This window comes from Actinomycetospora lutea, assembly GCF_028737205.1.
Taxonomy (GTDB): Bacteria; Actinomycetota; Actinomycetes; order Mycobacteriales; family Pseudonocardiaceae; genus Actinomycetospora; species Actinomycetospora lutea.
The window spans coordinates 22,671-42,619 of the sequence record NZ_JAQZAL010000001.1 but is presented as its reverse complement, the minus strand read 5'-3'; the positions used below and the strand labels follow the sequence as shown (position 1 = coordinate 42,619).

Annotated in this window: 25 protein-coding genes; 13 read left to right on the top strand and 12 right to left on the bottom strand. The window is 74.6% G+C overall.

The features are described 5' to 3' along the window. Nucleotides 1-122: 122 nt before the first annotated feature. Nucleotides 123-857 carry a DUF3710 domain-containing protein gene (locus PHK61_RS00235; protein ID WP_274278954.1) on the bottom strand — a complete coding sequence of 245 codons (735 nt, stop codon included), beginning with the start codon at nt 855-857 and terminating at the stop codon, nt 123-125. Continuing rightward, nucleotides 854-1,357, bottom strand: coding sequence for a dUTP diphosphatase (gene dut / locus PHK61_RS00230; RefSeq protein ID WP_274278953.1), 504 nt, complete (start codon nt 1,355-1,357; stop codon nt 854-856). Before dut ends, PHK61_RS00235 begins: the two co-directional genes overlap by 4 nt. Nucleotides 1,358-1,382: 25 nt before the next feature. Here dut and PHK61_RS00225 point away from each other — a divergent pair, with 25 nt between their 5' ends. Next, a complete protein-coding gene (locus PHK61_RS00225; protein WP_274278952.1) occupies nt 1,383-1,892 on the top strand; it encodes a DUF3093 domain-containing protein in 510 nt (169 codons plus the stop codon). 27 nt (nt 1,893-1,919) lie between these two features. Here the strand turns inward: PHK61_RS00225 and PHK61_RS00220 are convergent, their stop codons facing one another. Continuing rightward, on the bottom strand, nt 1,920-2,222 hold the full coding sequence (locus PHK61_RS00220; protein WP_133825164.1) for a DUF4193 domain-containing protein: 303 nt from the start codon (nt 2,220-2,222) through the stop codon (nt 1,920-1,922). 339 nt (nt 2,223-2,561) lie between these two features. Here PHK61_RS00220 and cei point away from each other — a divergent pair, with 339 nt between their 5' ends. Further along, the gene (gene cei / locus PHK61_RS00215) at nt 2,562-3,218 is read left to right on the top strand and encodes an envelope integrity protein Cei (protein ID WP_274278951.1); all 657 of its coding nucleotides are present in this window, start codon (nt 2,562-2,564) and stop codon (nt 3,216-3,218) included. A 12-nt stretch (nt 3,219-3,230) separates the two neighbouring features. Here cei and PHK61_RS00210 read toward each other — a convergent pair whose 3' ends face one another. Further along, nucleotides 3,231-4,043, bottom strand: a complete 813-nt coding sequence (locus PHK61_RS00210) for an inositol monophosphatase family protein (protein WP_274278950.1) — start codon at nt 4,041-4,043, stop codon at nt 3,231-3,233. A gap of 295 nt (nt 4,044-4,338) precedes the next feature. Here PHK61_RS00210 and PHK61_RS00205 point away from each other — a divergent pair, with 295 nt between their 5' ends. From PHK61_RS00205 to fmdA, 4 genes are all read left to right on the top strand, one after another. Next, on the top strand, nt 4,339-5,718 hold the full coding sequence (locus PHK61_RS00205; RefSeq protein ID WP_274278949.1) for an RNA polymerase sigma factor: 1,380 nt from the start codon (nt 4,339-4,341) through the stop codon (nt 5,716-5,718). A gap of 203 nt (nt 5,719-5,921) precedes the next feature. Then, nucleotides 5,922-6,158: an FmdB family zinc ribbon protein gene (locus PHK61_RS00200; RefSeq protein WP_274278948.1), complete on the top strand. Its 237-nt coding sequence runs from the start codon at nt 5,922-5,924 to the stop codon at nt 6,156-6,158. Nucleotides 6,159-6,226: 68 nt separating this feature from the next. Beyond that, complete coding sequence (locus PHK61_RS00195) at nt 6,227-6,865, top strand: AmiS/UreI family transporter (RefSeq protein ID WP_274278947.1); 639 nt, start codon at nt 6,227-6,229, stop codon at nt 6,863-6,865. 68 nt (nt 6,866-6,933) lie between these two features. Beyond that, entirely contained in the window at nt 6,934-8,187 is a 1,254-nt protein-coding gene (gene fmdA / locus PHK61_RS00190; RefSeq protein ID WP_274278946.1) for a formamidase, read from the top strand. 9 nt (nt 8,188-8,196) lie between these two features. Here fmdA and PHK61_RS00185 read toward each other — a convergent pair whose 3' ends face one another. Next, nucleotides 8,197-8,352: a hypothetical protein gene (locus PHK61_RS00185; protein WP_274278945.1), complete on the bottom strand. Its 156-nt coding sequence runs from the start codon at nt 8,350-8,352 to the stop codon at nt 8,197-8,199. Nucleotides 8,353-8,433: 81 nt separating this feature from the next. Between PHK61_RS00185 and PHK61_RS00180 the strand changes: the two genes are divergently transcribed. The 4 genes from PHK61_RS00180 to PHK61_RS00165 all read left to right on the top strand — a co-directional run bounded on the left by PHK61_RS00180 (nt 8,434) and on the right by PHK61_RS00165 (nt 10,272). Further along, on the top strand, nt 8,434-8,619 hold the full coding sequence (locus PHK61_RS00180; RefSeq protein WP_274278944.1) for a hypothetical protein: 186 nt from the start codon (nt 8,434-8,436) through the stop codon (nt 8,617-8,619). 105 nt (nt 8,620-8,724) lie between these two features. Then, nucleotides 8,725-9,099 (top strand): gas vesicle protein GvpJ, encoded by a 375-nt coding sequence (gvpJ, locus tag PHK61_RS00175; RefSeq protein ID WP_274278943.1) that lies wholly within the window; start codon nt 8,725-8,727, stop codon nt 9,097-9,099. A gap of 35 nt (nt 9,100-9,134) precedes the next feature. Further along, nucleotides 9,135-9,407 (top strand): hypothetical protein, encoded by a 273-nt coding sequence (locus PHK61_RS00170; RefSeq protein WP_274278942.1) that lies wholly within the window; start codon nt 9,135-9,137, stop codon nt 9,405-9,407. A gap of 67 nt (nt 9,408-9,474) precedes the next feature. After that, complete coding sequence (locus PHK61_RS00165) at nt 9,475-10,272, top strand: inositol monophosphatase family protein (protein ID WP_274278941.1); 798 nt, start codon at nt 9,475-9,477, stop codon at nt 10,270-10,272. Between the two features lie 19 nt (nt 10,273-10,291). On the opposite strand, the gene PHK61_RS00160 is transcribed toward PHK61_RS00165, so the two are convergent. Next, a complete protein-coding gene (locus tag PHK61_RS00160) occupies nt 10,292-11,653 on the bottom strand; it encodes a type I glutamate--ammonia ligase (RefSeq protein WP_274278940.1) in 1,362 nt (453 codons plus the stop codon). A gap of 347 nt (nt 11,654-12,000) precedes the next feature. On the opposite strand from PHK61_RS00160, the gene PHK61_RS00155 reads away from it, so the two are divergent. Further along, complete coding sequence (locus PHK61_RS00155; protein ID WP_274278939.1) at nt 12,001-12,195, top strand: DUF7455 domain-containing protein; 195 nt, start codon at nt 12,001-12,003, stop codon at nt 12,193-12,195. A 413-nt stretch (nt 12,196-12,608) separates the two neighbouring features. On the opposite strand, the gene PHK61_RS00150 is transcribed toward PHK61_RS00155, so the two are convergent. Both PHK61_RS00150 and PHK61_RS00145 read right to left on the bottom strand, forming a co-directional pair. Beyond that, the gene (locus PHK61_RS00150; RefSeq protein WP_274278938.1) at nt 12,609-14,378 is read right to left on the bottom strand and encodes a DEAD/DEAH box helicase; all 1,770 of its coding nucleotides are present in this window, start codon (nt 14,376-14,378) and stop codon (nt 12,609-12,611) included. A gap of 45 nt (nt 14,379-14,423) precedes the next feature. Further along, complete coding sequence (locus PHK61_RS00145; RefSeq protein WP_274278937.1) at nt 14,424-14,675, bottom strand: DUF3039 domain-containing protein; 252 nt, start codon at nt 14,673-14,675, stop codon at nt 14,424-14,426. Nucleotides 14,676-14,835: 160 nt separating this feature from the next. On the opposite strand from PHK61_RS00145, the gene PHK61_RS00140 reads away from it, so the two are divergent. Beyond that, the gene (locus tag PHK61_RS00140; RefSeq protein ID WP_274278936.1) at nt 14,836-16,149 is read left to right on the top strand and encodes a hypothetical protein; all 1,314 of its coding nucleotides are present in this window, start codon (nt 14,836-14,838) and stop codon (nt 16,147-16,149) included. Next, nucleotides 16,149-17,744, top strand: coding sequence for a DUF1996 domain-containing protein (locus PHK61_RS00135; RefSeq protein WP_274278935.1), 1,596 nt, complete (start codon nt 16,149-16,151; stop codon nt 17,742-17,744). The genes PHK61_RS00140 and PHK61_RS00135 overlap by 1 nt, the downstream gene beginning before the upstream one ends. On the opposite strand, the gene PHK61_RS00130 is transcribed toward PHK61_RS00135, so the two are convergent. The 4 genes from PHK61_RS00130 to PHK61_RS00115 all read right to left on the bottom strand — a co-directional run bounded on the left by PHK61_RS00130 (nt 17,745) and on the right by PHK61_RS00115 (nt 19,943). After that, a complete protein-coding gene (locus PHK61_RS00130) occupies nt 17,745-18,200 on the bottom strand; it encodes a hypothetical protein (RefSeq protein WP_274278934.1) in 456 nt (151 codons plus the stop codon). A 51-nt stretch (nt 18,201-18,251) separates the two neighbouring features. Next, on the bottom strand, nt 18,252-18,707 hold the full coding sequence (locus PHK61_RS00125) for a DUF3099 domain-containing protein (protein WP_337993901.1): 456 nt from the start codon (nt 18,705-18,707) through the stop codon (nt 18,252-18,254). Between the two features lie 104 nt (nt 18,708-18,811). Continuing rightward, entirely contained in the window at nt 18,812-19,411 is a 600-nt protein-coding gene (locus PHK61_RS00120; protein WP_274278933.1) for an HhH-GPD-type base excision DNA repair protein, read from the bottom strand. Between the two features lie 4 nt (nt 19,412-19,415). After that, entirely contained in the window at nt 19,416-19,943 is a 528-nt protein-coding gene (locus PHK61_RS00115; RefSeq protein WP_274278932.1) for a GNAT family N-acetyltransferase, read from the bottom strand. Nucleotides 19,944-19,949 lie beyond the last annotated feature (6 nt).

Here is a 19,949-nt window from a genome sequence, read left to right as displayed (position 1 = left end):
TGCACGTCCCCGCGGCCGTCGCCCCCGTCGGGCGCCGTCGACCGCGGACGCTGCCCAGGATAATCCGATCGTGCGCCACCGGTGGCGCCGGTGTCCCGCGTTGAGACGGGCCGGACACCGGCTCAGGTGCGCCCCGGTGAGGTACCCGCTCCGGCGCGCTGGGGCAGCATCATCGGGATGACCGGTCCCTCGGGCCGGGTGATCTGCCGGGGTTTGGTGGGCATCGACTCGACCAGCGAGTCGGCGAACTCCTCGGGCACGTCCTCGGGGACCTCGAGCGGCAGGAGCGAGCGCACCGGCAGCGGGTCCGACGACCGCGCCACGACGGTGCCGCGCAGCATCTCGCGCAGCATCCCGTGCAGCTTGAGGGCGTGCTCGACCGGCCCGGTGCCGACCCCGCGCAGCATCCAGCGCGGTCCCTCCACGCCGACGACGCGGGCCACGGTGTTGCCGTTGCGGGCGACCAGCTCGCGGCCCCACTCCCCCCGGTCGCGACGGATCGTCGCGCCCTCCTTCTGCAGCTGCGCCGCGAGCTCCTCGACGAGCTCCGGCCACAGCCCGCCGGTGCGCGGCGCCGCGAAGGCGCTGACTGTCAGCCGGCCCTCGGGGACCAGCGCGTGCACCGCCCGCAGCGGGCCGGACGGGTCGGGCTCGGCCTTGAGACGGGCGCCGCGCGGGATCGGGAGCTGCACCGACCCGAGGTCCAGGCGCAGACGCCCGTCGCGCGGCGCGTCCTCGGCGTCCCACGGACCCTGGCGCTGGTGGTGGCGCCGGCCCGCGGGCTCGGCGGCCACCGACACCTGCGCGACGCGCCCGGCCCGGTGCCGGTGCCGTCCCCCGCGCCCGTCCTCGCTCACGGCTGCTGCTCTCCTTCCGTCACGCCGGCGACCCCGGTCGACCCGAAGCCCCCCGCCCCCCGTGCCGTCGGCGCGACGGCGGCGAGCGTCTCGAGGTCGTCGACACCCTCGAGCACCCGGAACACGGTCTCCTCGATCCGCTGGACCACCAGCTGGGCCACGCGGTCGCCCCGGCGGATGGCCACGGTCCGCGACGGGTCGTGGTTGACCAGGCACACCTGGATCTCGCCGCGGTACCCGGCGTCGATCGTGCCCGGCGAGTTCAGCAGGCCGATGCCCTCGCGCACCGCGAGCCCCGAGCGCGGCACCACGAACGCCGCGTGGCCCGCGGGGAGCACCACCGCGACGCCGGTGCCCACGAGGGCGCGCTCGCCCGGGGCGAGCGTCACGTCGCGGGCCGCGCAGAGATCCGCGCCGGCGTCACCGGGGCGGGCCCGCGCCGGCACGGGGAGCCCGGCGTCGAGGCGGACGAGGTCGACCTGCACCACACCCTCCGACACAGCGGGCGAGACTACTCTGGGTGTCGTGAGCACCCCGCGCCCCTCACCGGGACCCGACACGACCCCGCGCGCACCGGCGTACGCCGAGCGCCTGGTCGTGCCGTGGTGGTGGTGGCCGCCGGTCCTGCTCATGGCGGGCCTCCTGGCCGCGGAGCTGCACATGGGCCACCCGGGCGTGCGCGCCTGGCTGCCCTACGTCCTGCTGCTGCCGCTGGCCGTCGTCCTGCTGGTCTGGCTGGGACGCGTGCGCGTCGACGTGGACGGCAGGGGGGCCGAGGGCGCGCGTGAACTGCGCGCGGGGCCCGCGCACCTGCCGGTGTCGCAGATCGGGCGGGTCGACGTCGTGGTCGGCGAGGCCAAGCGCGAGGCCCTCGGCCCCCAGCTCGACCCCGAGGCGTTCGTCCTGCACCGCCCGTGGGTGGGTCCGGCCGTCCGGATCGAGGTCATCGACCCGGACGACCCCACCCCGTACTGGGTCGTGTCCACCCGCCGCCCCGAGGAGCTCCTCGCGGCCCTCCGTGAGGGACTCCGCTAGGGACTCCGTCAGGGACTCCGCCGGCGATCAGGCCGCGCAGTCGCGGCAGATGAACAATCCGCCGCGCTGGTCCGCCAGCCGGCTGCGGTGGTGCACGAGGAAGCAGCTCCCGCAGGTGAACTCGTCCGCCTGCTTCGGGAGCACCCGCACCGTCAGTTCCTCGCCGGAGAGGTCGGCACCCGGGAGCTCGAAGCTCTCGGCGGTGTCGGTCTCGTCGACGTCGACGGCGGCGGACTGCGCTTCGTTGCGCCGGGCCTTGAGCTCCTCGAGGGAGTCCTCGCCCATCTCGTCGGTCTCGTTGCGGCGCGGGGCGTCGTAGTCGGTCGCCATAGCGGTTTCCCACCCTCGGTCGTGCCCGGTTCCTGCCCGGTTCCGTCTCTGTCGTGCGGCAGCACAACGCGGGACGGCGACCGTTTGTGCCGACCGGGAAAGTGACCCGGGTCTCACCTCAGGGGTCCCACGGCACGGACGAGACGACGTCCGCGCTGCTGCGGAGCGGCGGGAGGGTAACCCACGTGACCCGGCGCGGTCAGCTGGCCCCGGGGCAGTGACCGCCCAGTGTCGGGATCGTGATGTCGCCGCGCCACGGTCCGCCGGACCGTCGGCGCCGCGGCCGGGCACCACTACCCTGCTGCCGAAGCGGTGCGGGTCTCTCGGGAGGGGCGTCGGTTGGTCGGCTCGGTCAAGGCGGGCACGTCGCGGGTGCGCGAGGTCTACCGGCGGCGCAACCTCGTGCCGGCCACGGTGCTGGTCGTCGTCCTCGCCGTGGCGAGCATCGTGACGTGGACCGTGGTGTTCACCAACTCGACGGCCGGGTCGGTCACGTCCTGCAACGCCTCGCCGGTGGCCGGGGCCGGGACACCGCAGTCGACCGACGCGCTGGACGACCAGCAGGCGGCGGCGCCCGGCGACGTGCGGGTCAAGGTGCTCAACGGCGCGGGCCAGCGCGGCCAGGCGCAGCTGGCGGCCGCCGAGCTGGGCGAGCTGGGCATCGCCGAGGCGGCGCCGCCCGACAACGACGCGCTCTACCCCGCGCAGGACCTCTCGTGCGTCGGCCAGATCCGCTACGGCCCCGAGGGCGCGTCCGCGGCCCGCACGCTGAGCCTCGTCGTGCCGTGCGCGGAGCTGGTCTCCGACGGCCGGTCGGGTACCGAGGTCGACCTCGCCCTCGGCGACGACTTCCGCGACATCTCCCCGCCCCAGCCGGTCACCGAGGCGCTGCGGGCGCTCGCCCGCCAGACCGCCACCGACGGCTCGGGCACCACCGCGCAGGTGCCGGACAACGCGATGCTGACGAGCCTCCGCACGGTCGACTGCAGCAGCTGACCGGCGCCCGTCTCAGGCGATCGCGCCGGCGCCCTCGGCCACGAGCAGGGCGGTGAGCGGAGCCGCCAGCGCCGGGGCGGCGACGAGCGTGGCCCCGGTCCCGAGGCCGTCGGGGTCGGCGCCCGGAAGCCGGACGGCCGCCCCGGCCTCCTGGGCGATGAGCGCGCCCGCGGCGTGGTCCCAGGGGTGCAGGCCGTGCTCGTAGAACCCGTCGAGCCAGCCGGCCGCCACCGCGCAGAGGTCGAGCGAGGCGCAGCCGGTCCGCCGCACGTCCCCGATCCGTCCGGCGATGCGCGCCAGCACGGCGGCCTGGCGGGCTCGGCGCCCGGGGTCGTAGCCCAGGCCGGTCCCGACCACCGCGAGGGACAGGTCCTCGAGCGTGGAGGTGTGCAGGCGGGCGCCGTCGCACCGCGCCCCGTGCCCGCGGGCGGCCCGCCACACCCGGCCGGAGACGGGCTCCACCACCGCCCCGGCGACGATCCGCCCGTCGACCTCGGCGCCGAGCGACACCGAGAACCACGGCAGCCCGTGGGTGTAGTTCACGGTGCCGTCGATGGGGTCGACGACCCAGCGCACCTGACCGGGCGCGGGCGTGCCGCTGGTGCCGCCCTCCTCGCCGAGGACCAGGTCGTCCGGGCGGGCGGCGGCGAGCCGCTCGCGGACCAGCGCCTCGCACGCCGTGTCGCCCTCGGTGACGACGTCGGTGGCCGAGCTCTTGGTGTCGAGCCGGTCGCGGCCGACCACCCGCTCGCGCACCGACAGCGCCAGCGCCGCGGTCTCGCCCGCGACGGCGACCGCGATCTCCTCGAGCTCGGCAGGGTCCATGGCGGCATCGGACCACAGCCGGGTGTCCACCCGACGAAGGGCGGGGCACCGGGCGGTGATCGCGCCCAGCGACCCCTCGGAATCGATCCCGTAGGCTGCGTCGGAGCTCCACGGGAGCGGCCCCCGGCCGTGAGGTGCGACGTCCGGCGCCCTCGCTCGTTACAATGGACGCGAGCCGAGGCGGTACACCGGGAGGGGCCGGGGCCCTCGCTGTCGTCCCGCGCTCGGGTGGCCATCCGGCGACCCGGGTCGTCGATTCCGTCGCCGTTCAGCCGTTCGTCACGAAAGGTCGTCTGTGGCAGCCGCAAAGTCCGCAACCCGACGCCGCGTCGCCGACGCCGCCGACCCCGAAGCAGCCGCCGCGGGAGGCCCGGTCGGTGTGGTCGCTGCTCCGGATGCCACCGAGGCGCCGGCGAAGAAGACCGCGACGCGTTCCGCCAAGGGCGCCAAGAAGGCGCCCGCGAAGGGCAAGGGCGCGGCCAAGACCGATCCCGAGGCGCCCGAGGGCGCCGAGGAGGTCGACGCCGCCGACGGACCCGAGGGTGCCGACCTCGAGGGGCTCGAGGGCCCCGAGCTCGAGGCCGCGAGCTCCGAGCTCACCGAGGACGTCGTCGTGCTGGGCGCCGAGGTGGTCGAGGCCGCGGAGGTCGAGACCGAGGAGCCGACGGAGGAGGACAAGAAGTCCGGCGACTTCGTCTGGGACGAGGAGGAGTCCGAGGCGCTGCGCCAGGCGCGCAAGGACGCCGAGCTCACCGCGTCCGCCGACTCGGTCCGCGCCTACCTCAAGCAGATCGGCAAGGTGGCGCTGCTCAACGCCGAGGAGGAGGTCGAGCTCGCCAAGCGCATCGAGGCCGGCCTCTACGCCTCCGAGCGGCTGCGCAAGGTCGCCGAGGCCCAGCAGGAGCTCGCGACGCAGATGCGGCGCGACCTGCGGTGGATCGTCCGTGACGGCGAGCGCGCCAAGTCCCACCTCCTCGAGGCCAACCTGCGCCTCGTGGTCTCGCTGGCCAAGCGCTACACCGGCCGCGGCATGGCGTTCCTGGACCTGATCCAGGAGGGCAACCTCGGTCTGATCCGCGCGGTCGAGAAGTTCGACTACACCAAGGGCTACAAGTTCTCGACCTACGCGACGTGGTGGATCCGCCAGGCCATCACCCGCGCGATGGCCGACCAGGCGCGCACCATCCGCATCCCGGTGCACATGGTCGAGGTCATCAACAAGCTCGGTCGCATCCAGCGCGAGCTGCTCCAGGACCTGGGCCGCGAGCCCACGCCCGAGGAGCTCGCCAAGGAGATGGACATCACCCCGGACAAGGTGCTGGAGATCCAGCAGTACGCCCGGGAGCCCATCAGCCTCGACCAGACCATCGGCGACGAGGGCGACTCGCAGCTCGGCGACTTCATCGAGGACTCCGAGGCCGTGGTGGCCGTCGACGCGGTCTCCTTCACCCTGCTGCAGGACCAGCTGCAGTCGGTCCTCGCGACGCTCTCGGAGCGCGAGGCCGGCGTGGTGCGCCTGCGCTTCGGCCTCACCGACGGCCAGCCGCGCACCCTCGACGAGATCGGTCAGGTCTACGGCGTGACGCGCGAGCGCATCCGTCAGATCGAGTCGAAGACGATGTCGAAGCTGCGCCACCCGTCGCGCTCGCAGGTCCTGCGCGACTACCTGGACTAGGTCCCGGTACCGAGCACGTCGCGACGGCCCCCGAGCTCCGGCTCGGGGGCCGTTCGTCGTTCGTGCCACTCGGCCGGACGGCGTGAGCGGTCCGCACCTGGTCGCCCGCCGTCCGGACCTGCGATTTTGCTCCTTGCCCGACAGTTATTCGTGCGTGGAAACTATTTCCATCTCGTGCGGGACCGGTGCCGGGGAGGACGCGCATGGCGACATATGCCTACCGCTGCCCCGCCTGCGGCACGTTCGATGAGACCCGCCCGATGGGGGAGGCCCCGGAGCGCGTGGCGTGTCCACGTTGCGCTGCGTCCTCGCCGCGGCAGTGGACGGCTCCACTGCTCGCCCAGATGAACCCCGCGCTGCGGTCGGCGCTCGCGCGGGAGGAGAAGAGCCAGGACGCCCCCGAGGTCGTCGTGCGCGCCTCGGGCACCACGCGTCGCTGACGCCCGTGTGACGCCCCGGAGCCGCGCGCCGCGCCCGGGGCGCCCTCGGTCCTGCCCGGGAGGGACCCATGGCATCTGTCGGCCTGTTCTACGTCGGCGCGGTCCTGTTCGTGAACGGACTGCTGCTGCTCGGCTTCATCGAGGGCAAGGCAGCAGCCATCATGAACCTGTTCGTCGGGACGCTGCAGGTCGTCACACCGACGTACCTGATCTTCACCGCGAACGGTGACAACGACCAGATCATCCTGGCCGGGGGCCTGTACCTCTTCGGTTTCACCTACCTCTACGTCGGCATCGGCCTGCTCGCCGACCTCGACACCACCGGTGTCGGCTGGTTCTCGCTGTTCGTGGCCATCGCGGCGCTCGGGTTCTCGTACGTCAACTTCACGATGCTCGAGAACGCCCCGTTCGGCGTCATCTGGCTCTACTGGGCGGTCCTCTGGACCCTGTTCTTCCTCCTGCTCGGGCTCAAGCGTGAGGCGCTGACCCGCTACACGGGCTGGGTCACGCTCATCGAGGCCTGGGTGACCGCCGCGATCCCCGGGTTCCTGCTGCTCATCGGCACGTGGCCGACGACGACGATGACCGCGGTCGTCCTCGCCGCGATCGGCGTCGTGATGCTCGTCGTCCTCATCCCGACGCTGCGCCCGCGCCGCGCGGAGCCCGCGCCCGCCGATGCGGCCGGCCAGGCCTACACCCGGACCTGATTCCCGTCCTGCGCCCGTAACCCCCGGTCGGCGAGGAGCCGGCCCCGTCCCGGAGAAGGTGATCGCCCGTGCCCGAGGTCGTGTTCGAGGTCGACCAGTCCAAGTCCATGCGCGACCAGGCCGTGCCCGGCCACAACCGGTGGCATCCGGACATCCCGTTGGCCTCGATGGTCCGGCCCGGGAGCGAGTTCCGGGTCGAGTGCCGGGAATGGACCGACGCACAGCTCGGCAACAACGACTCCGCCAACGACGTCCGCGACGTCGACCTCTCCCACGCGCACATGCTGTCCGGCCCCATCGGGGTGGAGGGCGCCGAGCCGGGCGACCTGCTCGTCGTCGACATCCTCGATCTCGGCCCCTGCCAGCCGCCCCAGGAGTACGGCGACGCGCCCGGGCAGGGCTGGGGCTACACGGGCATCTTCGCGCGGGACAACGGCGGCGGATTCCTCACCGACTCGTTCCCCGACGCGGCCAAGGCCATCTGGGACTTCCACGGCCAGGTCGCGACGTCACGCCACCTGCCCGGTGTGCGCTACACCGGCATCACGCACCCCGGCCTGTTCGGCACGGCGCCCTCGGCGGAGCTGCTCGCGCGCTGGAACCGCCGTGAGCAGGCGCTGATCGACCGCGACCCGGACCGCGTGCCGCCGCTCGCGCTCCCGCCGCTGTCCCAGAACTCGCTGGGCGGTCAGGCCACCGGCTCGCTCGCCGAGCAGATCGCGGCGGAGGGTGCGCGCACCGTGCCCGCCCGCGAGAACGGCGGCAACCACGACATCAAGAACTTCACCCGCGGCAGCCGGGTCTACTACCCGGTGCACGTCGCGGACGCGAAGCTCTCCGGCGGCGACCTGCACTTCAGCCAGGGCGACGGCGAGATCACGTTCTGCGGCGCCATCGAGATGGGCGGCTTCATCGACTTCGGCGTCGACCTGATCAAGGGCGGGATGGAGAAGTACGGGGTCAGCACGAACCCGATCTTCATGCCGGGCAACGTCGAGCCCCGCTACTCGGAGTTCCTGACGTTCATCGGCATCTCGGTCGACCACGACACCGACACCAACGAGTACCTCGACGCGACGCTGGCCTACCGGCGGGCGTGCCTGAACGCCGTCGAGTACCTCAAGAAGTTCGGCTACACCGGCGAGCAGGCCTACCTGCTGCTCGGGTCGGCGCCGATCGAGGGCCGGGTCAGCGGCGTGGTGGACATCCCGAACGCCTGCTGCTCGCTCTACCTGCCGACGTCGATCTTCGACTTCGACATCCGCCCGTCGGCGGACGGACCGGTCAGTGCCGACCGGGGGATGTCGGCGGTCACCAGCTGAGCGGCATCCTCATGGGGTGAGGGCCGGCGGCTCGTCACCGTCCACCCGCGGGCGGGAGGTGACGACCGCCGACCCACCGCAGTTCCAGCACGACGGCTCGGGCTCGCGGTCCCGACCGCCGACGTCGCAGCGAGGGCAGTGCCAGTGGCTGACGATGAGGTCCATGACGAGGCTCCTGACGAGCGGGATCCACGCTCCCGTGACTGGGTCCCCCCACCGCGGCACGTCGCCGCCGACCGCGCCGGTGTGCACAGTCTGTACACAGTTCATCACATCACGGAGGGGCTCGCCGCGGCGGGTGAGCCCGACGAACCCGTCGTGCTCGACCGCCGCGGCCCCCACCGCAGCATCCAGGGGCTGGAGCGCCTGCTCGACGACGCGCTCGAGGAGGAGGCGCGGGAGCGGCGCGACGACGGCGAGGAGGGCTGCTGACGGCAGCGGGGGGCCCGGCGGGTCGCGTCATCGGGCGGTCGGCGGGGCGCACGGGGCCGTCCGGACGATGGTCACCTTCGCCACGGCGTTCCTACACTCCTCGCCGTGACCTCCCCCGCTGTCCGGCGCTCGCCCCAGGGCGGGCTGGCCGAGGTGCTCGACCTCATCCTCGACAAGGGGCTGGTGATCGACGCCTTCGTCAAGATCTCGGTCGTCGGCATCGAGCTGGTCACCATCGATGCGCGCATCGTGGTCGCCAGCGTCGACACCTACCTGCGCTTCGCCGAGGCCACCAACCGCCTCGACCTGCATGAGAAGGGCGGCAAGGGGCTGACCGAGCTGGGGGGCCACATGACGGAGAACGTGACCCACGGCGCCGCGAAGGGGATCACGAAGGGCGTGCTCGACGCCGGGCAGGAGACGTGGCGGGAGCTGCGCGAGGAGCGCAAGGAGAAGAAGCGACGCAGGCGCGGCGGGTAGGACCGGGTCCCGGGCCGGCTGACATGCTGGGCCCCGTGCAGCCCTTCCCCGACACCGATCCCGCCGAGGTCCACCGACGCTCCGTGGCGCTGATCCAGGGCATGGACGGCGGTGACCTCGAGGCCGTGGGGGCCCTGCTGGGCGAGCTGGGCGGGCCCGAGGAGTTCGCGGCGCAGGTGATCAGCCTCGCCAGCCTGGCCCGGCTGCTGCTCGACCAGCGCGAGGACACCGCCCCCGGCGCCGACGAGGCGCGCGCCGCCGTCCTGCACGAGCTCGCCGGCGTCCTGACGGCCGCCGAGAAGTCCTGATCCGGCCCCGACGCGGATCACGCCTTCCCGCCCGGTGCCGCCCCGGACCGTCGGGCAGGATCGGGGGGTGAGTGCCGCGAGGGAAGAGCCGACGGGCCGCGGGACCACCGCCGCCGAGCCCACCGTCGCCGAGGACGCCGCGCTGGCCCGCGAGCTGGCCGACGCCACCGGGGCGCTGCTCCTGGAGCTCCGCGACGACACCGTTCCGGGCATCGACCGCGAGTACCGCGGCGACGCCGAGGCGCACGAGTTCCTGGTCGACGCGCTGCAGCGCCACCGCCCCGACGACGCCGTGCTCTCCGAGGAGGGCACCCAGGACCCGGCGCCGCGCCGCGGTGCGCACCGGCTGTGGATCGTGGACCCCCTCGACGGGTCGAGCGGCTACGGCCGCGGCGGCGACGAGTGGGGCGTGCACGTCGCGCTCGTCGTCGACGGCGCCCTCGCCGCGGGCGCCGTCGCGCTGCCCGCGCGCGGCGAGCTGGCCGACTCGGACACGGTGGCGCCGCTGGCGGACACGCCGGTCGATCCCGAGCGCGGCCTGACGATCACCGTGAGCCGCTCCCGGCCGCCCGCCGAGCTGCGCCGCCTCGCCGCCGTCTTCCCGGTGCGCACGGTCGCCCTCTCCGCGGCCGGTGTGAAGACCCTGGCCGTCGTCGACGGGCAGGTGGACGCCTACCTGCACTCGGGCGGGCAGTACGAGTGGGACAACGCCGCCCCGGCCGCGGTCGCCGTCGGCGCCGGCCTGCGCGTCACCCGCCTCGACGGCAGCCCGCTGCCGTTCGGGGCGGACGACCCCTACTCCCCCGACCTGCTCATCGCCCGCCCCGCCGTGCACGACGCGATCCTCGACATCCTGCTGCGCTGAGCAGGACCGTCGGAGCCGTCTAGTAGCGCCAGCGCCAGGCCGCGAGCACGTCCTCGGTCTCGCGGTCGGCGGCGAACGCGGCGTCCGAGCGGCGCACCGCCAGGAAGGCACCGAGCCGCTCGGGGCCCAGCAGATCGGTCAGGCGCGGGCAGGCCAGCAGCGCGGCCTCCTGGTCGGCCTGGGTCGTGGGGAGCATCTCGAGGCCCGCCGCGGCCCGCTCCTTCTTCTTCCAGGTTCCGGGGTCCGAGTCGATCGGGGCGGGCGGCACGAGGTTCTCCTCGACGCCCGCGACGCCGGCGGTGAGGATCGCGCTCAGCGCGAGGTACGGGTTCGCCGAGGCGTCGGAGACCTTGAGCTCGACGTTGGCGTGGTCCAGCCCGAGCAGCGGGGAGCCCGCCACGTAGCGCACGGGCGCCTCGCGGTTCTCGATCCCCCAGAACCCGAAGGCGCCGGCGAAGAAGCCGGGCCGCAGCCGGGCCATCGAGCCGATCGAGGGCGCGGTGATCGCCGCGAGGGCCGGCAGGTCGCGCAGGAGCCCGGCGATGTACCCGCTGCCGGCCGTGCCCGGGCCCTCCTCGCCGCCGGCGAGCAGGTTGGTCCCGTCGCGCCACAGCGAGGTGTGCGCGTGCCATCCGTTGCCCGCCAGGTTGAGCGAGGGCAGCGGCGCGAAACTGACCCGCACCCCGTGGCGCGCGGCGGCGGCGAGGACGGTCTGGCGGGCCAGGAGCTGGTCGTCCGCGGCCTTGAGCGGGTCGGCCGCGCCCAGCGAGAGCTCGACCTGGCCCGGCCCGTACTCGGCGTGGAGCTGCCCGATGCGCAGCCCGTTGGCCTCCGCGTCGCGCAGGACGTCGGTGACGAACGCGTCGATCTCCAGCAGGGCGTGCGGGCTGTACGCGGGGCTGCGGTACGCGGGGACGACCGCCCCGTCCTCGCTGGGCAGGGACACCGCGAACTCGAGCTCGTAGCCCACCAGCGCCGAGTAGCCGCGCCCGGCGAGCGCCTCCACGGTCGACGCGAGCAGCGAGCGCTGGTCCCACGGCCACGGCGACCCGTCGACGGTGACCTGCGTGCCCGGCGCCCAGGCGAGGCCCGGCTGGCCGGCCAGCGGCGTGAGGCGGTCGAGGTCGGGCACCAGGCGGACATCGCCCGAGGGCGTCTCGCGTCCCGGCGCGCCGTACTGGATGCCGTCGTTGGTGTCGAAGATCGAGAAGACGGTGCTCACGCCGATCCCGGTCTGGGCCGCCTGCGGGAGCGACGCCACCGGCACGGTGCGCGAGCGCGGGATGCCGTTGTTGTCCGCCCAGACCACCGTCACGCCCGCGACGCCCTGCTCGCGCAGCTGCTCGGCGAGCCTCCCCGCGCGCTCTGCGATGTCGCCCACCCCGTCGTCGCCCACAGGAGCCTCCCCTCCACCCGGCCGCATGGTGGCGCACAGGCTAGTGGGCGACGCGGGTCCGGCGGTGGCCTCCGCGCGTGACCGGGGTCCGCGGCGCGGCGCGCACGCGGCCGTCCACCACTCGTCGCTCGAGATCGACTCCCGATCGGGTGGTCCCGCCCCATACCCCGGAACGAACGGTTCCTCACCACCGATGAGCGGTTCGTGACGGACGCCAAAGCGGCGCGTGAACACGAGCGGTCGCGGTCGGCGTCTGACACAGTGGAGAAGCGACGGTCGCTCGACCGGAGCTCGCGGGCTCGGACCTCCGTCCGACGCCTCGACGGAGGGAGATGACGATGCCCGGCACCCTGACCCGGCCAGAACTCACCGCCTCGGACCGCTGCGACCGCTGCGGTGCAGCGGCGAAGGTTCGCGCCGTACTGCCCTCCGGTGGAGAACTCCTCTTCTGCGGGCACCACGCCCGGGCCCACGAGGCCAAGTTGAAGGAGCTGTCGGTGGACGTGCAGGCTGGAGAGACCGCATGACGGCCGCCTGACCAGCAGTTTCTTCGAGAAGAGCACCAACGAGACCAACACCGCGACGGGCGGGGACCCCAGGGTCCCCGCCCGTCGTCGTGCGCGGACCGGATCGTCCCCGCCGTGGCCGGCGATCACGACCGGGTCGGTCGGCCCCGAGCGGTTGTCCGATCTGCCCGGATCGGCGGCGGGAGCCGCCGGCGGCGGCTCGTCCGCCCCCGGATCCTCGACCGCTGCGCATCCGGTCCAGCGGCTTCGTCCGGCGCGACCCAGGGTCCGACTGTGCGGTCATCACCCGTTCGTGACGCTGCGGTGAACGGAGTGTCGTCGCCGTGTCGGACCGCGACGGCGGCGACACCGGTGGGACACCACGGTGTGTGATGTGCACCACACGTCACCGCGCGAGCACGCTGCGTGGACGATCAGCGCCAGGACCGCAGGGTCGCGATCCGCTCCTCGATCTGCTCGAGCGACGCCATCGGGGTCGCCGGGCCGCCGCAGTACTTGCGGAGATCCCCGTGGATCTGCCCGTGGGGCTTGCCGGTGCGGTGGTGGTGGGCCGCGACGAGCGCGTTGAGCTCGCGCCGGAGGTCCTTGAGCCGCTCGGCCACACCGACGTCGCGGCGGAACTCGCGGGCGGGCGCGGCCCGGTGCTCGGCCGTCGTCACCGCGGCGGCCGGCTCCTCGCGGGCGGCCTCGCGGTCGAGCTGCTCGCTCTGGCGGCGGCGCAGCAGGGCGCGCACCTGGTCGGGCTCGAGCAGCCCCGGGAGCCCCAGGTAGTCCTGCTCCTCGTCGCTCCCGGCGCCCGCAGCCGTGCCGAACGAGGACCCGTCGTAGATCAGCTGGTCGAGCTCGGCCTCCGCCGAGAGGGCCTCGAACGCCTTCTCCTGCTCGCCGGGCTCGTCCTCGGTGCGGTTGGCCGCCTCGAGGAGGTCGTCCTCCCAGCCCTCCTTCGGGCGGTGGGGCTCGCCGAGCACGTGGTCGCGCTGCACCTCGAGCTCGCTGGCGAGGGCCAGCAGCGACGGCACGCTGGGCAGGAACACGCTGGCCGTCTCGCCCGGGCGCCGCGAGCGGACGAAGCGCCCGACCGCCTGGGCGAAGAACAGCGGCGTGGACGCGCTGGTCGCGTAGACGCCCACCGCGAGACGGGGGACGTCGACGCCCTCCGAGACCATGCGCACGGCCACGAGCCAGCGGTCGTTCGTGCGGGAGAACTCGGCGATCCGCCCGGACGCCTTCGGGTCGTCGGAGAGCACGACCACCGGCTCCTCGCCGGCGACCCGGCGCAGCAGGGCCGCGTAGGCCTTGGCCGTGGTGTGGTCGGTGGCGATCACCAGGCCGCCGGCGTCGGGCACGCCGCCCTGGCGCAGCTGGGTGAGCCGGGTGTCGGCGGCCTGCAGGACGGCCGGCATCCACTCGCCCTTGGGGTCGAGGGCGGTCTTCCACGCGCGGGCGTTCTGCTCGGGGGTGAGGGGCTCGCCCAGCCGCGCGGTCATCTCCTCGCCCGCGCTGGTGCGCCAGCTCGCCTGCCCCGAGTAGGCCAGGAACACCACGGGGCGCACGACGCCGTCGGCCAGCGCGTCGGCGTAGCCGTAGGAGTGGTCCGGCCGCGAGCGCATGGCCCCCGCGGAGTCGGGCTCGTAGGTGATGAACGGGATCGGGCTGTCGTCGGACCGGAACGGCGTCCCGGTGAGCGCGAGCCGGCGGGTGGCGCCCGCGAACGCCTCGCGCGTCGCCTCGCCCCACGACTTGGCGTCGCCGGCGTGGTGGATCTCGTCGAAGATCACCAGGGTGCGGCGGCCCTCGGTGCGGTTCATGTGCAGCACCGGGTGCGCGGCGACCTGCGCGTAGGTGACCGCGACGCCCTGGAAGTCGGTCGAGGTGCGTCCGACGCTGTTGGAGAACTCGGGGTCGATCGCCAGGCCCGCGCCCCGGGCCGCCTCGGCCCACTGGTGCTTGAGGTGCTCGGTGGGGCAGACGATCGTCACGGTGTCGACGGTGCGGTCGCCGAGGAGCTCGGTGGCCGCCCGCAGCGCGAACGTCGTCTTGCCGGCGCCGGGCGTCGCGACGGCCAGGAAGTCGCGGGGCCGGTCGCTGAGGTACCGGGTCAGGGCGCGCCGCTGCCACTGTCGGAGCGGTCGTGCTCCCGAGGGATCGGTGCTGGTCGGGCTACCGGTCGCGCGGGTGGTCAAAGGCCCTCCGGGGCGGAGTCGGACGGGGCAGGGGCCGGCGTGGGCCTACTCCCCGTCGTCACCGCCGCGGGGCATCTTGTTGAAGATCTCCTTGCACTTCGGGCAGACCGGAGAACCGGGCTTGGGCGAGCGGGTGACCGGGAAGGTCTCGCCGCAGAGCGCCACCACCATCGAACCGGTGACCGCCGACTCGGCCACCTTGTTCTTCCGGACGTAGTGGAACATCTTCGGGTCGTCGTCGCCCGTGCGGTCGGTCCCCTGCGGGCGGGTGTCGGGAAGCACCGCGGTCTGGCTCATGTCCCCATGATGCCCCACGCGCCCGACACGGGACCCACACCGGGCGGGGCCCGTCGCGTCGTTCCCGGGTGCACGGGCAATCCCGCGAAACGGCACCCACGCCGTCGCCGCTGCTGTCACGGTGACCGCAGTCCCGGTCCGGCGGCGTGGAGGAGAGCTCGTGACCCATCCGGCCCGCGCCCACGGGCGCCCCGCCGTGCGGGGCGCCGCCGTCGGGCGTGCCGCCCTCGCCGTGCCGCCCGAGGAGCTGCCCGCCGACCCCGGGTCGCTCCGGCGCGACGCGCTCGCCTTCCTCGGCGAGCACCGGGCCCGCCTCGGCCGGCTGGGGCTGCACCTCCTGGTCGCCGCGCTGCCGCTGCTCGCGATCTCCGCGCACGTGTTCGGCCTGGCCCCGATGAACGTGACGGCCGGGCTGGTCGTGGTGCCGCTGACCCTCGCGGTGCTGCTCCTGGCCGTGTTCTCCCCCGTCGGCGAGGACCGGATCGTGCTGACGGGCGCGGTCTGGGGCGTGATCGCGACGCTCGTCTACGACGCGGTGCGCCTCGACACCGTCTACCTGCTGGGGTGGTGGGGCGACTTCATCCCCACGGTCGGCACCTGGATCCTGGGCGCCGAGGGTGGGGCCACCGCCGTCGGCGCGATCGTCGGCTACCTGTGGCGCTACGTGGGCGACGGCGGCGGCATCGGCGTGGTGTTCTTCGTGCTCGTCGCCGCTACCGGGCTGCGCCGGTGGGGCGAGCGGGCCACGGTCGCCGCGGCCGTCGTGTTCGCGGTCTTCCCGGTGTGGACGGGGCTCATCGCCACGGTCGCCGTCGCGCCGCGGGGCGAGCAGCTGATGTTCCCGCTGACGGTCACCACGGTGACGCTCTCCCTGCTGGGCCACCTCGTGTTCGGGCTGGTGCTCGGGCTGGGGTGTGCGCGCTGCCGGGGGCTCGAGGAGCGCTGGCCGTGGCCCCCGCTGCTCGACCGGCCCTGGGCCGGGGTGGCGGCGGCGCCCCTCCCGCCCCCGGGGGCGGGCCGCGCGGCGGCCGACCGCGGGTGGGGCCCGCCCGCGCTCGTCGCCGCCCCGGCGCGGGGGCGGACCGGCGGTGCGGAGCGCACCGCGATCCCCGAGGCGCCCGGCGAGATCACCGAGATCCGTGTCGAGCGCCCGGTCCCGCGCCGGCCCGGCCGCTCGCCCTCCCGGACCCCGCCGCCGTCGGCACCCCTGACCGTGGGTCCCGACTCCGGTCCGGTCCCCGTGCGGCGCGAGCCCGTGTCGGGCCCGGTCCGGGTCGTGGGCACGCCCTCGCACCCGTTCCCGGTGCCGGGCGTGCCCGTCGCCCGGTCGGCGCCGGCCCGGCCCGCGGGGCCGCGTCCGCCGGTGACGGGGCCCTGGTCGCACGCGGTCCCCCGCGAGGGGTCCGACCCGTGGCTCGGCGCGCCGGCGTCGGTGCGGCGTGATCGGCGGGCGCGCGCGGAGGGCGTGAGCTGATGGGCCGGCGCGCGATGAGCGGGTCGGCGCCGGCCGCGAGCCCCTGGGATGCGCTCGACCGGCGACGCCGCGGTCCGCGCCGGGTGCCCGTGGTGCTGCTGGGCCTCCTCGCGGTCGCCGTGCTGGTCGTCGGGGTGGCCCTCGGGGCGGGCGGCACCCCGGTGGTGTCGCACGGCGGGCTGGTGTCGGTCGCCGACGACGAGGAGTCGGGCGACGACGGGGGCGACGGCGGCGGCGACGGCGACGGGGCCGGCCAGCAGGACGGCGACGATCAGGACCAGGAGGAGCAGGACGACCAGGGGGATCAGGGCGACCAGGGCGACCAGGGCGGCGGTCAGGAGGACGACGAGGAGTTCCCGGGCCGCGACGAGATCGGGCGGGCCGCGGCGAACGAGTACGTCGAGATCCAGCGGGTGCAGCGCGGCGCGTTCTCGGGCGAGGGCGGGGCGTTCTCGGGCGGCAGCTACACGATCCGGTGCGCGGTCAGCGACCACAAGAACTCCGACAACTACCTGATCACGCCCGGGAAGCGGAACGGCGCCCAGCACGTGCACGACTACGCCGGCAACGAGGGCACCAACTTCGCCTCGGAGCGCGAGGTCCTCGAGGAGACGGCGACCACCTGCACCAACGGCGACCGCTCCCCCATCTTCTGGCCCGTGCTGCGCGACCTGCGCGCCCCGGGCCCCGACGTCGGCGTCGACGGCGGCAGCCTCGACGGCAACGTGGGCGCGATCGTCGAGCCGACGGCGGTCGACTTCACCTTCCACGGCCACGGCACCCGCCGCGCCGAGGCGCTGCCGCTGAACATCGCGCTGGTCACCGGGTCGGCCAAGGCGGGCACCGACGACGGCGAGGGCGCGAACGCCAAGTACACCTGCACCGGCGCGGGTGGGCGGCTCACCGACCTCTACCCGATGTGTCCGCCGGGGTCGTCACTGCAGCGGATCTACGACTTCCCGAGCTGCTGGAACGGCCAGGACATCGACTCCGAGGACCACACCACCCACATCGTCTACCCCGACGAGAACGGCGAGTGCGACGACGACCTCGTCCCGGTCCCGGCGCTGCGGATCACGGTGAGCTACGACGACCCGCCACCGGGCCGCCAGTTCGCCATCGACAGCTTCCCCGAGCAGCAGCACGACCCGATCACCGATCACGCCCTGCTCGAGTACCTGTCGTCGGAGCGCCGCGCCCAGGAGGGCGTCGAGTGCATCAACGCCGCCCGCCGCTGCGTGCAGGGACCCGAGCAGGACGGGGCCGCGTCGGGGTCGAACGCGTCGGCCGACCGCGTGCCGCGCTCGCAGACCTTCGCCCACGCGTTCGCGACGCACGCGGACACCCACCGGCAGCGGCCCGTGGACCACGGCGCGGGCCACGGCCGCGGTGCCGGGCTCGCGCCCGTCGCCCGTATCCCCGGCGTCGACGGCCCGGCGGCGCAGGCCCCGCCCGCGACGCTGCCCGCACCGCCGGCCGCGGGCGGGCCGGGGCGCCTCCCGGTCGCCGATCCCTCGGACGCGCTCGGGCCGCTGCCCGGGATCACGCGCCTGCCGGGGCTCGCGGCGCCCCTCGGGGTGGCGCGGGGCACGTGATCAGCGCACCGCGTCCCACTCGACGACGATCACCGGCGAGCCCTCGGGGTCGACGCGGATCGGCAGCATCCGCCCCACCCGCACGTCGGCGGCGTGGTGGAACGGCACGCGCACCCGGCGGCGCATCACCCTCCCGTTGACGTCGAGGTCGAGCACCGGGATCGCGTCGTTGCCGATCGCGCTGGTCGTGCTGGTGACGCCGGCGATGCGGGCCAGCGCGGGCGTCCCGCGCCGCGCCGTGCGCCGCAGGGCCGCGGGGCTGCCGAACCAGCGGCGCTGCAGCGCGGTCCACACCAGGCCCTGGACGAGCAGGACGGCCCCGGTGATCCCGAGGGCCAGCGCGGTCGCGAACCGCGTGGGGCCCGCGAGCAGCACCGCGACGACGACGAGGGCGGCCAGGCACAGCGCGGCGGCGGCCAGGAACCAGCGTCCGAGACGCGCGAACGCGATGGTCATCGGCACCCCCCGGGTCGCGGACCGTGGGGCGAGTATCGCGCGTGGTGCCGGTCAGCCCTCGCTGCCGGTGCGGGGGGCCTCGGCGTCGACGGTGCGCGGCGGCTCGTGGTCGGCCCCGTCCTGCGGCGACTGGCGGGGCCACTCGGTGCGCTGGTCGCGGCGGTCGAGCATCTCGGCCGCCTCGATGATCTGCGCGTCCGGCACGGCGCCCAGCTCGCGGTGGCTGCGCCGGTAGCGGTTGGCCTTCTCGGCCTTCTTGGGCGGGCGGTCGTTGGCGATGAGCACCGCGACCCACGGCAGCGGCACCGACAGCACGATGAGGGCGACCGCCACCCAGGGCAGGTCGAACCCGATCCCCGCGACGCCCGCGAGCACCAGGCACGGGATGCGGCACGCCATGATCAGCGAGTAGCGCTTCTTGCGGGCCGCGAACTCCTCGTCGTAGGAGATCGCCGCCTGGGTGATCAGGATCGGCTGTCCGTCGTCGTCCTGACGTCGGTTCACCACGTCTGTCGCCTCCTCGGCACCGGCCGCCCCCACGGGGTGCCCTCGGACACCACCTTGAACCCCGGACGGCGACGGCGCCACCGGGACCCGGGGTCACGTCCGGTTCAGGACGAGGCCTCGGCCTTCGCGGCCTTCGCGGCCTTCGCGGCCTTCTTCTGGGCCTGCTTGAAGTCGCGGACCTCGCCGAGCGTCACCGGGTCGACCACGTCGGCGATCGAGCGCCGCGAGCCCTCGTCGCCGTAGGAGCCCGCGGCCTCGCGCCAGCCCTCGGGCCGCACGCCGCACTGCTTGCCGAGCAGCGCGGTGAAGATCTGGGCCTTCTGCTTGCCGAAGCCGGGCAGCGACTGGAGGTTCGCGAGCACCTCGCGCCCCGAGGCCGCGTCGACCCACAGGCGCTCGGCCTCGCCGCCCCAGTCCTCGACCAGCTGGCGGCACAGCGCCTGCACCCGCTCGGCCATCGACCGCGGGTAGCGGTGCAGCGCCGGCGGGCCGGTGAACGCCGCGACGAGCGCCTCGGTGTCGTACTCCGCGATGCCGGCGGCGGTCAGCGGCCCGCCCAGGCGCTCGGTGAGCAGGGCGGGCGAGGCGAAGGCGCGCTCCATCGGGAACTGCTGGTCGAGCAGCATGCCGATGAGCAGGGCCAGCGGGTTGGCGCTCAGGACCGCGTCGGCGTCGGCGTCCTGGGCGAGGGTCAGGTCGGGCACCGTGTCAGCCTCGCAGATCCTTCTCGAGCACGGCGAACCTGAAGTCGTCGTCGCGCGGCACCCCGACGCCCTCCTCGCCGTACGGGAAGGGCCGGGACTCGCCGGTGCGCACGTAGCCCCGCCGCTCGTACCAGGCGATGAGCTCGGTGCGCCGGTCGATCACGCACATCTCCAGGGTGTGCGCCCCGCGCTCGCGGGCGGTCTGCTCGGCGGCGTCCAGCAACGTCGACCCGACGCCGCCGCGCTGCCCGCCGGGGCGCACCGCGAACATGCCGAACGAGGCGGTGGTGGCGCCCTCGGCGAGGGTGACGGCCGCGCACCCGACGAGGTCGCCCGCCACGAGCACCGTGATGGACGGGTCGGCGACGTCGGCGGCGAGCAGCTCGCGGGTGGTGCGCGGGCCGTCGATGAGGTCGGCCTCGGAGGTCCAGCCCTCGCGGCCCGACGGTCCCCGGTAGGCGCTGTGGACGAGGGCCAGCAGGGAGTCGACGTCGGCGGCGTCGGCGACGCGGACGGTGAGAGAGGCGGTCACGGAGCC